General features: G+C 73.1%; 10 protein-coding genes and 1 pseudogene. 4 read left to right on the top strand and 7 right to left on the bottom strand.

The window, feature by feature from the left end:
* The first annotated feature begins 10 nt into the window (after positions 1 to 10).
* The gene (locus ACFY6S_RS06320) at positions 11 to 1,141 is read left to right on the top strand and encodes a hypothetical protein (protein WP_388823433.1); all 1,131 of its coding nucleotides are present in this window, start codon (positions 11 to 13) and stop codon (positions 1,139 to 1,141) included.
* 87 nt (positions 1,142 to 1,228) lie between these two features.
* Here ACFY6S_RS06320 and ACFY6S_RS06315 read toward each other — a convergent pair whose 3' ends face one another.
* The 5 genes from ACFY6S_RS06315 to ACFY6S_RS06295 form a co-directional block, all read right to left on the bottom strand.
* Positions 1,229 to 3,355, bottom strand: a complete 2,127-nt coding sequence (locus ACFY6S_RS06315) for a 3-hydroxyacyl-CoA dehydrogenase NAD-binding domain-containing protein (protein WP_388823431.1) — start codon at positions 3,353 to 3,355, stop codon at positions 1,229 to 1,231.
* Positions 3,352 to 4,572, bottom strand: coding sequence for a thiolase family protein (locus ACFY6S_RS06310; RefSeq protein ID WP_388823429.1), 1,221 nt, complete (start codon positions 4,570 to 4,572; stop codon positions 3,352 to 3,354). Before ACFY6S_RS06310 ends, ACFY6S_RS06315 begins: the two co-directional genes overlap by 4 nt.
* 153 nt (positions 4,573 to 4,725) lie before the next feature.
* Positions 4,726 to 6,006, bottom strand: coding sequence for a ribonuclease D (locus ACFY6S_RS06305; RefSeq protein WP_388823427.1), 1,281 nt, complete (start codon positions 6,004 to 6,006; stop codon positions 4,726 to 4,728).
* Positions 6,007 to 6,082: 76 nt separating this feature from the next.
* A complete protein-coding gene (locus ACFY6S_RS06300) occupies positions 6,083 to 6,742 on the bottom strand; it encodes a LuxR C-terminal-related transcriptional regulator (RefSeq protein ID WP_388823425.1) in 660 nt (219 codons plus the stop codon).
* Positions 6,743 to 7,044: 302 nt separating this feature from the next.
* The gene (locus tag ACFY6S_RS06295) at positions 7,045 to 7,734 is read right to left on the bottom strand and encodes a DUF3000 domain-containing protein (RefSeq protein WP_388823423.1); all 690 of its coding nucleotides are present in this window, start codon (positions 7,732 to 7,734) and stop codon (positions 7,045 to 7,047) included.
* Positions 7,735 to 7,825: 91 nt separating this feature from the next.
* Between ACFY6S_RS06295 and hemE the strand changes: the two genes are divergently transcribed.
* On the top strand, positions 7,826 to 8,890 hold the full coding sequence (gene hemE, locus ACFY6S_RS06290) for a uroporphyrinogen decarboxylase (RefSeq protein WP_388823421.1): 1,065 nt from the start codon (positions 7,826 to 7,828) through the stop codon (positions 8,888 to 8,890).
* A gap of 29 nt (positions 8,891 to 8,919) precedes the next feature.
* Here the strand turns inward: hemE and ACFY6S_RS06285 are convergent, their stop codons facing one another.
* Together ACFY6S_RS06285 and ACFY6S_RS06280 are read right to left on the bottom strand one after the other, a co-directional pair.
* Positions 8,920 to 10,296 (bottom strand): FAD-dependent oxidoreductase, encoded by a 1,377-nt coding sequence (locus ACFY6S_RS06285; protein ID WP_388823419.1) that lies wholly within the window; start codon positions 10,294 to 10,296, stop codon positions 8,920 to 8,922.
* Positions 10,297 to 10,471: 175 nt separating this feature from the next.
* A pseudogene (locus ACFY6S_RS06280) lies at positions 10,472 to 10,594 on the bottom strand (DUF4349 domain-containing protein); the annotation flags it as partial.
* 140 nt (positions 10,595 to 10,734) lie between these two features.
* Between ACFY6S_RS06280 and hemG the strand changes: the two are divergent.
* Both hemG and hemQ read left to right on the top strand, forming a co-directional pair.
* A complete protein-coding gene (hemG, locus tag ACFY6S_RS06275; RefSeq protein WP_388823417.1) occupies positions 10,735 to 12,192 on the top strand; it encodes a protoporphyrinogen oxidase in 1,458 nt (485 codons plus the stop codon).
* A 4-nt stretch (positions 12,193 to 12,196) separates the two neighbouring features.
* Positions 12,197 to 12,913 carry a hydrogen peroxide-dependent heme synthase gene (gene hemQ / locus ACFY6S_RS06270; protein WP_388823415.1) on the top strand — a complete coding sequence of 239 codons (717 nt, stop codon included), beginning with the start codon at positions 12,197 to 12,199 and terminating at the stop codon, positions 12,911 to 12,913.
* Positions 12,914 to 13,118: the final 205 nt, after the last annotated feature.

Genomic DNA, 13,118 nt, shown 5'->3' with positions numbered 1-13,118 from the left:
GTCCGGACGGATGTCGAAGCGACCGGCGGAGGGCGAGGACCCGGCCACCGACCGGCGGCGGAACCCCGCGCCCCCGCCCCCCGCCGCCGACGCGCTCCCCGCGACCACCGGCTGGCTGCTGCGCGGCAAGGACGGCAGACTCACGGCCTACGCCCCGACGGCCGGGGGAGTGCTGCGCTGGACCGAGCGACGGCCGGGCGGCCCGGACTGGGCGGGGCCCGAACTGCTCGCGCTGCCGGGCCTGGTGCCCTATCTCAGCGTCACCCGGAGCCCCGAGGGCTACGTCCATCTGCTGGCGGTACGCAGACGGCCGCGGGCCGACGGACCCGACGACACGGATCTCGTGCACGCGGTCCAGTTCCAGACGGGCCGCCCGCTGCGGGACTGGCACTCACTGGGCAATCCGCACGGCAAGGACCGGGAGAAGGGCGCCGACATCGGACTGCCGTCCGCCGCGCTGGACGACACCGGCTCCCTCCAGCTGTTCCTGCGCAACGCCAACGGCGGCCTCTCCGCCAAGAGGCAGTCGCCCACCGGCCGTTGGAAGCCGTGGGGCGGCGCCGACCCCGAGGGGACGCTGCTGACCGGCGAGACCGCCGCCGCCGTCACCGACCACGGCCGCCTCGACCTCCTGGTCCCGGCCGGTGGCGCGGTGGTGCGCTGGCTGCGCGAGAAGTCCGACGCGCCGCTGACCCGCGCCGAGGACGAACCGGCCGTCGGAGCCGCCTCCGGCACCCTCTCGGCGGAGCGCACCGGCGCCGGCCGGCTCACCCACTTCTGGCGCGACCCCGACGACGCCACGCTCCGTGCCTGGCGGCCGGGGGCCGACCCCGTCGCCCTGGGCGGCCGGGGCAGCGGCCCGCTCGCCGCGCTGCGCACCCCGGTCGACGGCCACGACTGCGTGATCCTCGCGCAGCGCGGCGGCGACGGCCGCCCGCACGTCGCCGCCTACCCCACGGAGAACGAGGAGGCGGGCCTCAACTGGACGGGGACCGGCGAGCGCTGCGCGGGCGCCCCCGCGCTCGCCCTCGACGGCCTCGGCAGAGTCGTCCTCGCCGCGGTCGGTGAGGACGGCACGCTGCGGGTGACGCGCCAGAAGGCCGAGCCCGGCCTCGCCCTGGAGGCGTGGGTACGGGTCTGACCCGAAAGGGCCGCGCGTCGGCGCGGGCGCGCCGAACACGCGAACGGGCCGTACGGGAGACTCCGCACGGCCCGCTCCACACCCGCGCTACACCGGTACGCTCGCCACTCCGGGAGCCAGGAACGGCTTGCCGTTCACCCGCTCCGAGACGCCCTCACGGTCCAGGTACGGCGTGACACCGCCCAGGTGGAAGGGCCAGCCCGCGCCCGTGATCAGACACAGGTCGATGTCCTGCGCCTCCGCGACGACGCCCTCGTCCAGCATCAGACCGATCTCCTGCGCCACCGCGTCCAGCACCCGCTTCCGGGTCTGCTCCTCGGTCAGCACCGTGTCGCCCTGCTTCAGCAGCGCCGCGACCTCCGGGTCCAGCTCCGGCTTCCCCGAGTCGTACACGTAGAAGCCGCGCTTGCCCGCCTTCACCACCGCCGCGAGGTTCTCGGAGACGGTGAAGCGGTCCGGGAAGGCGCCGTGCAGCGTCTCGGAGACGTGCAGCCCGATCGCCGGGCCGACCAGCTCCAGCAGGACCAGCGGCGACATCGGCAGCCCGAGCGGCTCCACGGCGCGCTCCGCGACCTCGACCGGGGTGCCCTCGTCGATGACGTTCTGGATCTCGCCCATGAAACGGGTGAGGACGCGGTTGACGACGAACGCCGGGGCGTCCTTCACCAGCACGGCCGTCTTGCGCAGCTTCTTCGCCACCCCGAACGCCGAGGCCAGCGCCGCGTCGTCGGTCCGCTCACCGCGCACGATCTCCAGCAGCGGCAGGATCGCGACCGGGTTGAAGAAGTGGAAGCCGACGACCCGCTCGGGGTTCTTCAGCTTCGACGCCATCTCGGAGACCGACAGCGACGAGGTGTTGGTCGCGAGGATCGCGTGCGCCGGGGCGACCGCCTCCACCTCAGCGAACACCTGCTGCTTGACGCCCATCTCCTCGAAGACGGCCTCGATGACGAAGTCGGCGTCCCCGAACCCCTCGGCCTTGTCCAGCACGCCCGAGACCAGGCCCTTGAGCCGGTTGGCCTTGTCGTGGTTGATCCGGGACTTCAGCAGCAGCTTGTCGATCTCGCCGTGGACATAGCCCACGCCCTTGTCGATCCGGTCCTGGTCGACGTCGGTCAGCACGACCGGCACCTCAAGGCGGCGCAGGAACAGCAGCGCCAGCTGCGAGGCCATCAGCCCCGCGCCCACGACACCCACCTTGGTGACCGGACGGGCCAGCGACTTGTCCGGAGCACCGGCCGGCCGCTTGGCGCGCTTCTGCACCAGGTTGAAGGCGTAGATCCCGGAGCGCAGCTCGCCGCCCATGATCAGGTCCGCCAGCGCCCGGTCCTCCGCGTCGAAGCCCGCCTGGAGGTCACCGTCCTTCGCCGCCTCGATGATCTCCAGCGCGCGGTAGGCGGCCGGCGCCGCGCCGTGCACCTTGGAGTCCGCGACGGCCCGGCCGCGCGCGACGGCCTGGTCCCACGCCTCGCCCCGGTCGACCTCGGGCCGTACGACCGTGACCTCGCCGTTGAGGACGGCCGCGGTCCAGATCAGCGACTGCTCCAGGAAGTCCGCGCCGTCGAAGAGCGCGTCGGCGATGCCCAGGTCGTAGACCTGACCGCCCTTGAGCTGCCTGTTCTGGTTGAGCGAGTTCTCGATGACGACCGTGACCGCGCGGTCGGCGCCGATCAGGTTGGGCAGCAGGGTGCAGCCGCCCCAGCCCGGGACGAGCCCGAGGAAGACCTCGGGCAGCGAGAACGCGGGCAGGGCCGCCGAGACCGTGCGGTACGTGCAGTGCAGGCCGACCTCGACGCCGCCGCCCATCGCCGCGCCGTTGTAGTACGCGAAGGTCGGCACGGCCAGCGAGGCGATGCGCTTGAAGACCTCGTGGCCGCCCCGGCCGATCGCGAGCGCGTCCTCGTGGCGCTTCAGCAGCTCGACGCCCTTGAGGTCCGCGCCGACGGCGAAGATGAACGGCTTGCCGGTGATCCCGACGCCCACGATCGAGCCCTCGGACGCCTCCCGCTCGACCTGGTCGAGCGCCGCGTCCAGGTTGGCCAGCGACTGCGGACCGAAGGTGGTGGGCTTCTTGTGGTCGAACCCGTTGTCCAGCGTGATCAGGGCGAACCGGCCCGCGCCCGCCGGGAGTTCGAAGTGGCGTACCTGCGCCTGGGTGACGACCTCACCGGGGAACAGCTCGGCCGCGCCCTTCAGGAGTTCCGTGGTGCTCACTTGTCGCCTCCGTCGAAGTGCGGGTTCTCCCAGATGACCGTCGCGCCCATGCCGAAGCCGACGCACATCGTGGTCAGGCCGTAGCGGACCTGCGGCTGTGCCTCGAACTGCCGCGCCAGCTGGGTCATCAGCCGTACGCCGGAGGAGGCCAGCGGGTGGCCGAAGGCGATCGCGCCGCCGTACTGGTTGACGCGCTCGTCGTCGTCCGCGATGCCGTAGTGGTCGAGGAAGGCGAGCACCTGCACGGCGAACGCCTCGTTGATCTCGAAGAGACCGATGTCGGAGATCGAGAGCCCCGCCTTGGCGAGGGCCTTCTCGGTCGCGGGGATCGGTCCGTACCCCATCACCTCGGGCTCGACGCCCGCGAAGGCGTACGAGACGAGCCGCATCCTGACCGGCAGCCCCTGCGCGCGGGCGAAGTCCTCGGCGGCGATCAGCGAGGCGGTGGCGCCGTCGTTGAGCCCCGCCGCGTTGCCCGCCGTGACCCGGCCGTGCGGCCGGAACGGCGTCTTCAGGCCGGCCAGCATCTCCAGCGTCGTCCCGGGCCGCATCGGCTCGTCGGCGGTGGCCAGCCCCCAGCCGGTCTCTCCCGCCTCCGGAGTGGTGCGGCGGAGCGAGATCGGTACCAGGTCCTGCTGGATCGAGCCGTTCGCGTACGCCTTCGCGGCCTTCTCCTGCGAGCGCACCGCGTACTCGTCGGCGCGCGCCTTGGTCAGCTGCGGGAAGCGGTCGTGCAGGTTCTCGGCCGTCATCCCCATGAACAGCGCGGAGTCGTCCACGAGCTTCTCGGACACGAACCGAGGGTTCGGGTCGACGCCCTCGCCCATCGGGTGGCGGCCCATGTGCTCGACGCCACCGGCCACGACGATGTCGTACGCGCCGAACGCGATCGAGCCCGCGGTGCTGGTGACGGCGGTCAGCGCGCCCGCGCACATGCGGTCGATCGAGTATCCGGGCACGGACTGCGGCAGCCCCGCGAGAATGCCGGCGGTCCGTCCCAGGGTGAGCCCCTGGTCACCGATCTGCGTGGTGGCGGCGATGGCGACCTCGTCGATCCGGGCGGGGTCGAGGTCCGGGTTGCGACGCAGCAGCTCCCGGATCGCCTTCACGACGAGATCGTCGGCCCGGGTCTCGTGGTACATGCCCTTCGGGCCCGCCTTGCCGAACGGGGTGCGGACGCCGTCGACAAAGACGACATCCCTGACGGTACGAGGCACGATGGCTCTCCTCCAGGGTGCGGGGTGGCACTGCGGTGCGCTTCCGCACCCCATGCTACTTGCGAGTAACCAACCTGCCCAGTCCCCCTCCGTTTTTGTGGTCCACCCGGTCCCGCGCGACCCCGCCCCGCCCGGTTCCGCGCGGTCTGTCCGTTACGCGGGGGCGGCGGCGGCCAGCGCGCGCGTCAGCAGCGGCGCCACCTGCTCCACCTGCCAGGCCCGTGCGCCGTGCGCGGACAGCGCCGCCCCGACACTCTCCACCGTCCGCTCGTGCGGCGGCTCCCAGCAGACGCGGCGGACCGTGTCCGGCGTGATCAGGTTCTCCTGCGGCATGCCGAGCCGCTCGGCGAGCGCCGAGACCGCCGTGCGGGCGGCGGACAGCCGCGCCGCCGCCTCCGGGTCCTTGTCGGCCCAGGAGCGGGGCGGGGGCGGGCCGGAGAAGGGCTGGCCGGGCTGGGGCAGCTCGCCGTCGGGCAGCTCCCTCGCCCGGTCGATGGCCGCCTGCCACTGCTCCAGCTGACGTCTTCCCATCCGGTGGCCGAATCCCGGCAGCCCGGTGAGCGCCTGCACGTTCACCGGCACGGCCAAGGACGCCTCGACGATGGCGCTGTCGCTCAGCACCTTGCCGGGGGAGACGTCACGGCGCTGCGCCACCCGGTCACGGGTGGTCCACAGCTCCCGTACGACGGCCATCTGGCGCCGGCGGCGCACCTTGTGCATCCCGGACGTACGGCGCCAGGGGTCCGTGCGCGGCGGCGCGGGCGGGGCCGAGGCGATCGCGTCGAACTCCTGGTGGGCCCAGTCCAGCTTCCCCTGCCGGTCCAGCTCCTTCTCCAGGGCGTCCCGCAGGTCGACGAGCAGCTCCACGTCGAGCGCGGCGTACCGCAGCCACGGTTCGGGGAGCGGACGGGTCGACCAGTCGACGGCGGAGTGGCCCTTCTCCAGGGCGTACCCGAGGACGTTCTCGACCATGGCGCCGAGGCCGACGCGGGGGAACCCCGCCAGCCGGCCGGCCAGCTCGGTGTCGAACAGCCGGGTGGGGATCATGCCTATTTCGCGCAGGCAGGGGAGGTCCTGGGTGGCGGCGTGCAGAATCCACTCGGTGTCGGCGAGCGCCTCGCCGAGGCCCGACAGGTCGGGGCAGCCGACCGGGTCGACGAGCGCCGTCCCGGCGCCTGCGCGGCGCAGCTGGACGAGGTAGGCGCGCTGGCCGTACCGGTAGCCGGACGCGCGCTCCGCGTCCACGGCGACGGGGCCGGTGCCCGCGGCGAAGGCCGCGATCACCTCCGCGAGCGCCTCATCGGTGGCGATCACGGGCGGAATGCCCTCGCGGGGCTCCAGCAAGGGGATCGGCGCCGGTTCGACGTCGGCCGGGGGAGCGCCCCCGGTGGTTCGCAGTGCTGGCTCTGCTGCGGTGTCTTGGGCGTCGGTCACCGGTCAAGGGTATCTGTGAACGGACGGCGCCTGTCGACGGAACGTTCCGTCGACAGGCGCCGGGGGCGAGAAGTGGTCAGTGGATGATTCCGGTACGGAGGGCCACGGCGACCATTCCGGCCCGGTCGCCCGTGCCGAGCTTGCGCGCGATCCGGGCCAGGTGACTCTTGACGGTGAGTGCGGACAGGCCCATCGAGACTCCGATGGCCTTGTTGGACTGGCCCTCCGCGACGAGCCGGAGTACCTCGACCTCGCGGCCGGACAGCTCGCGGTAGCCACCGGGGTGGCTCGGGGCGCCGGGCGGGCGGCGGTGCATGCGCTGTCCCGCGCCCAGGGGGGCGACGCCGGGACGGCCGGGGTGGCCGATGTTCGTACGGGTTCCGGTGACCACGTAGCCCTTGACCCCGCCCGCGAGGGCGTTGCGCACCGCGCCGATGTCATCGGCGGCGGAGAGGGCGAGCCCGTTGGGCCAGCCCGCCGCGCGGGTCTCGGACAGCAGGGTCAGCCCGGAACCGTCGGGCAGGTGGACGTCGGCAACGCAGATGTCGCGCGGGTTGCCGACGCGGGGGCGGGCCTCCGCGATGGACGACGCCTCGATGACGTCCCGTACTCCGAGGGCCCACAGGTGGCGGGTGACGGTGGAGCGGACGCGGGGGTCGGCCACGACGACCATGGCCGTCGGCTTGTTCGGGCGGTAGGCGACCAGGCTTGCGGGCTGCTCAAGGAGAACGGACACCAGGCCTCCTGGGGAAGGTGCGGGACGGAGCCGGCCGGGGGATGGGGATGAAGCCGGGGCGAACCGTGCGGGAAGGGTCATTGACCTCTTCGGCAGCAATCCCGCTCGCCTTTAGAGAATGATCACGAATTGATGAGTAACAATTCGGGCAATTCGGATACGTGATCGATCATCCTACGAGTGGCCCCACTCCGGGCCCCGCACGGACGCCCGGCGCGCGCGGAGGCGATGCGCGCCTGAAGGGCGGGTACGGAAAGTGCGGTGCGGGGCCGGTGGGGAGGCGACCGGCCCGTGAGAGCCCGTCAGGGAGCCTGCGGGCCGCGCCGCTGCGGCAGCGACACCACGCCCGCGCCCGTTCCGCTCTCGCCGGAACCCGGAGCCGAGCCGGGGGGAAGCGGTGGCAGTCCGGCGATCTGGCAGAGCAGATCGCACCAGGCCGCCAGATGCGCCGCCGCGTCGGGCACCCCGCCCAGTCCCTCGTGCGGAGTCCAGGAGGCCCGGATCTCGATCTGGGTGGCCGGCCTGCGCTCGCCCAGTCCCCCGAAGTAGTGCGATCCGGCCCGGGTGACGGTGCCGCTGGCCTCCCCGTACGACAGCCCGCGCGCCTCCAGCGCGCCCGTCAGCCAGGACCAGCACACCTCGGGCAGCAGCGGGTCGGCGGCCATCTCCGGCTCCAGCTCCGCCCGCACCAGCGTGACCAGCCGGAAGGCGCCCTGCCAGGCGTCGTGGCCCGAGGGGTCGTGCAACAGGATGAGCCGGCCGTCCGCGAGGTCCTCCTCGCCGTCCACGACCGCCGCCTCCAGGGCGTACGCGTACGGTGCCAGCCGTTTGGGCGCCGGTGTCGGGTCGATCTCGATCTCCGGGCGCGGCCGCGCCGCCCGCAAGGTCTCGACCGCCGAACGGAACGCGGGCGGGACGGAATCAGCCTCCTTGCCGCCTGTTCCCTCGGTGCCGTTGGAATGATCGGAAAACTGTCCCTGCGCCGCAGCCATGCGGGGAAGAGTAGGCGGAACCCGCGCCTCGCGCAGGCAGGGACACCCGGGCCGGGGCGGCGGCTTCCGCGTGCGTGCGAAGATTCTCGGCGTGAGCGCCAACGACCGCCCTTCGGGCCAGCAGACGAAGACGTACGAATCGGCCTTTATGAAGGCGTGCAGGCGCGAACCCGTGCCGCACACGCCGGTCTGGTTCATGCGACAGGCGGGACGCTCGCTGCCGGAGTACCTGAAGGTGCGCGAGGGCATTCCGATGCTGGAGTCGTGCATGCGGCCCGAGCTGGTCACCGAGATCACGCTCCAGCCGGTACGGCGCCACAAGGTCGACGCCGCGATCTACTTCAGCGACATCGTCGTCCCGCTCAAGGCCATCGGCCTCGATCTCGACATCAAGCCGGGCGTCGGTCCCGTCGTCGCCGAGCCGATCCGCACCCGCGCGGACCTGGCCCGGCTGCGCGACCTGACCCCCGACGACGTCTGGTACGTCACCGAGGCCATCGGCATGCTCACCGCCGAGCTGGGGGAGACCCCGCTCATCGGCTTCGCCGGCGCGCCGTTCACCCTCGCCAGCTATCTCGTGGAGGGCGGCCCGTCCCGCAACCACGAGCACACCAAAGCCATGATGTACGGCGACCCGCAGCTCTGGGCGGACCTGCTGGACCGGCTCGCGGACATCACCGGCGCCTTCCTCAAGGTCCAGATCGAGGCGGGCGCGAGCGCGGTCCAGCTGTTCGACTCCTGGGTGGGCGCGCTGGCCCCCGCCGACTACCGCCGCTCCGTCCGGCCCGCCTCGGCGAAGGTCTTCGACGCGGTCGCCGCCTACGGCGTGCCGCGCATCCACTTCGGCGTCGGTACGGGCGAACTGCTCGGCGCCATGGGCGAGGCGGGCGCGGACGTCGTCGGCGTCGACTGGCGCGTCCCGCTCGACGAGGCCGCCCGCAGGGTCGGCCCCGGCAAGGCGCTCCAGGGCAACCTCGACCCGGCCGTGCTCTTCGCGCCGCCGTCGGTCGTGGAGACCAAGGCCGACGAGGTGCTGGAAGCGGCGGCCGGCCTTGAGGGCCACGTCTTCAACCTCGGCCACGGCGTGCTGCCCAGCATGGACCCCGACGCGCTGTCGCGGCTGGTGGAGTACGTGCACGAGCGCACGGCCCGCTGAGCCGCCCGGCGGGACTTTCGCGGCACGCCCTAGATCCCCGCCGCGCGCACCGCCGTCACGGCCTTGCGCGCGGCGACCAGGACCGGGTCCCAGACCGGTGAGAAGGGCGGGGCGTAGCCGAGGTCCAGGGTGGTCATCCGCTCCACGGTCATCCCCGCGGTCAGCGCCACCGCCGCGATGTCCACCCGCTTCGCCGCGCCGTCGCGCCCGACGATCTGGACCCCCAGCAGCCTCCCCGTACGGCGCTCCGCGAGCATCTTGACCGTCATCGGGACGGCCCCCGGGTAGTAGCCCGCGCTGTTGGTTGACTCGATCGTCGCCGTCACGTACTGGAGGCCCGCCCGCCGGGCGTCCCGCTCGCGCAGCCCCGTACGGGCGATCTCCAGCTCGCACACCTTGCTGACCGCCGTACCGACCACGCCGGGGAACGTGGCGTAGCCGCCGCCCGCGTTCGTACCGATGATCTGGCCGTGCTTGTTGGCGTGCGTGCCCAGCGCGATGTGCCGGTGCGCGCCGGAGACCAGGTCGAGGACCTCCACGCAGTCGCCGCCCGCCCAGATGTTCTCGTGGCCGCGCACCCGCAGGGACATGTCCGTCAGCAGCCCCTGGTGCGCCCCCAGGGGCAGCCCGGCGGCGCCCGCGAGGGCCGTCTCCGGCTCGACGCCGATCCCGAGCACGACGACGTCCGCCGGATACTCGCCGCCCTCGGTGACCACGGCCCGCACCCGGCCGTCCGCGCCGGTACGGATCGCGGTGACGGCGGCGCCGCCCACCGTCGTGATGCCCAGGCCGTCCATCGCCTCGTGGACCAGCCGTCCCATGTCCGGGTCGAGTGTGGCCATCGGCTGCTCGCCCCGGTGCAGGACGGTGACCTCGTAGCCCCGCTTCAGCAGCGCCTCCGCCATCTCGACCCCGATATAGCCCGCGCCGACGACGACCGCGTGCCGGCCCTCCGTGGCGGCGAGGGTGTCCAGCAGGGCCTGGCCGTCGTCCAGCGTCTGCACGCCGTGCACGCCCGGCGCGTCGATCCCCGGCAGCGCGGGCCGCACCGGGCGGGCGCCCGTCGCGACGACCAGCTTGTCGAACCCCGTCCAGCTCTCCGAACCGTCGGAGAGATCGCGGGCCCGCACCCGCTGTCCGGGAACGTCCAGCTCCACGACCTCCGTGCGCATGCGCAGATCAATGGCTCGTTCTCGATGCTCCCGAGGGGTGCGCGCGATCAGATCGTCACGATTCGTCACGTCGCCGCCCACCCAGTAAGGGATGCCGCACGCGGAGTACGAGGTGAAATGGCCGCGCTCGAAGGCGACGATCTCCAGCTCCTCGGGCCCCCGCGCCCTGCGGGCCTGCGACGCGGCGGACATTCCCGCCGCGTCGCCGCCGACGACCACCATGCGCTCCACCATCGCGTGTCCCTCCGGACGTGCTCGATCGCTTCCGTGTCCCGCGGGGCACGCTACGCGGCCGCGCCCGGTCAGTCCTGCTCACGGCCCTCCGCCGCGGGCGCCGCGGGCGCCGCGGGCGCCCCGGCCGGCACGGCGGTGGGAGCCGAGGCCGCGGCGGGAGCCGAGGTCCGGCGCCGGACGCCTGCCGCGCGAGCGGCGACTCCAGCTCCGCCTGACGTTTGCTCAACCCGCCTCCCAACGCCACCACATCGCTGAGTTCGGTGGCCCGGTCCCTCAACTCCCGCACCCGCGTCACGCATGATCGGCCCCCCGGAACGTGTGGCGTGGTGCCGGTTCGACGTACGGGACGGGTGAGCGGGTTGCCGTTCCCCGGTACCGGAGCGGTCACGAACCGGACTCGGAACGGCGGTTGCGAGGCGCCGCCGGGCGTTTGAGAGAGTGGAGGCCATGGAGTCGTCGAGCGCACCGCACACGGACACCCGCACCGGCCATGTCGTCGTCATCGGGGGCGGCATCGCCGGTCTCGCCGCCGCACACCGGCTGCTGGACACCGGGGTACGGGTGACGCTGGTGGAGGCCACCGACCGGCTCGGCGGCAAGCTGCGCACGGGCGAGATCGAGGGCGTCCCCGTCGATCTGGGCGCCGAGTCGATGCTCGCGCGCCGCCCCGAGGCCGTGGAGCTGGCCGAGGCCGTCGGGCTCGGCCCGCTGCTCCAGCCGCCGACCGCGACCACCGCCTCGGTCTGGACGCGCGGCGCCCTGCGGCCCATGCCCAAGGGCCATGTGATGGGCGTACCCGGCGACCCCGCCGCCCTCGCCGGGCTGCTCTCCGACGAAGGGCTCGCCCGGATCGCCCGGGAGCCGGAACTCCCGCCCACCGAGGTCGGCGACGACGTCGCGGTCGGTGAGTACGTGGCGCGCCGGCTCGGCCGCGAGGTCGTCGACCGGCTGGTGGAGCCACTGCTCGGCGGGGTCTACGCGGGCGACGCGTACCGCCTGTCCATGCGGTCGGCCGTACCGCAGCTGTTCGACGCCATCAGAACCCATGACTCCCTGCTCGCCGCCGTCCGCGACCTCCAGGCGAGGACGGCCCGCAACCCCGCGACGGGCGCTGTCTTCGCCGGGATCGAGGGCGGCGTGGGCCGGCTGCCGGGCGCCGTCGCCGACGCCGTACGGGCCGGCGGCGGCGACATCCTCCTGGAGACCCCCGTCCTGGGTCTGAGCCGCGCCGTCGACGGCTGGCGCGTGCGCACCGACCGGCGGGTGCTGAGCGCCGACGGGGTGATCCTCGCGACCCCCGCCTGGTCCGCCTCCGCGCTGCTCGCCGCCGAGTCCCCGGCCGCCGCCGCCGAACTCGCCGAGGTCGAGTACGCCTCGATGGCCCTGGTCACCATGGTCTTCCGCCGCGACGACCTCGGCACCACCGTGCCCGAGGGCAGCGGCTTCCTCGTCCCACCGGTCGAGGGCCGCACCATCAAGGCGGCGACCTTCTCCACCCGCAAGTGGGGCTGGGTCGCCGACGCCGGGCCCGGCCTCTTCGCGCTGCGCACCTCCGTCGGACGCTACGGCGAGGAGGAGCAACTCCAGCGCGAGGACCACGAACTGGTCGAGGTGTCCCTGACCGACCTCGGCGACGCGTTCGGACTCGCCGCCAAGCCCGTGGACACCCGGGTGACCCGGTGGACCGCCGGTCTGCCGCAGTACCCCGTAGGCCACCTCGACCGGGTCGCGCGGGTCCGCGAGGCCGTCGCCGCGCTGCCCGGTCTGCGGGTCTGCGGCGCGGCCTACGACGGCGTCGGCATCCCGGCCTGTGTCGCGAGCGCCCGGCGGGCGGCGGACGAGATCATCGCCACGTCGACCCTGGCGCGGGGCACCGGCCGGGGCGCGGGAGAATAGCCGTATGACTGCTGCTCCAGAGAAGACCCCGAACGCGGGCAAGAAGGCCAAGGACCTCAACGAGGTCATCCGCTACACGCTGTGGTCCGTCTTCAGGCTGCGCGAGGCGCTGCCCGAGGACCGCTCCGGTTACGCGGACGAGGTCCAGGAGCTGTTCGACCAGCTCGCCGCCAAGGACATCACCGTGCGCGGCACGTACGACGTGTCCGGTCTGCGCGCCGACGCCGACGTCATGATCTGGTGGCACGCGGAGACCGCGGACGAACTCCAGGACGCGTACAACCGCTTCCGGCGCACCGCCCTGGGCCGGGCGCTGGAGCCCGTCTGGTCGAACATGGCGCTGCACCGCCCCGCCGAGTTCAACAAGTCGCACGTGCCGGCCTTCCTGGCCGACGAGACGCCCCGCGACTACGTCAGCGTCTACCCGTTCGTCCGCTCCTACGACTGGTACCTGCTCCCCGACGAGGACCGCCGCAAGATGCTCGCGGACCACGGGAAGATGGCCCGCGGTTACCCGGACGTACGCGCCAACACTGTGGCATCCTTCTCGCTCGGCGACTACGAGTGGATCCTGGCCTTCGAGGCCGACGAGCTGTACCGGATCGTCGACCTGATGCGTCATCTGCGCGGCTCCCAGGCGCGGCTGTACGTTCGGGAAGAGGTGCCGTTCTACACCGGCCGCCGCAAGTCGGTGGCGGACCTGGTGGCCGGGCTCGCCTAGGGCCCGGACCTGACGTGGCCGGGCCCGCCCAGACGCGGACCCGGCCATTCCACCCGGAAGATCAGACGACGGGCGGCAGTCTCCTGCTGCGCGCACGTCCGTCCAACGACACCGGGTTCGGCTCCGGGTTCCCATCGGCCGCCGGCCTGCGGAAGCGTGGTGACCGGGGACGGGGAAGGATCTCCTCCTTCCCCGTCCCCGCCCC

It is taken from the genome of Streptomyces sp. NPDC012835 (assembly GCF_042900885.1).
GTDB lineage: Bacteria > Actinomycetota > Actinomycetes > Streptomycetales > Streptomycetaceae > Streptomyces.
Note: the sequence above shows the minus strand (reverse complement) of the source record. Positions and strands in the feature narration are given on the sequence as shown.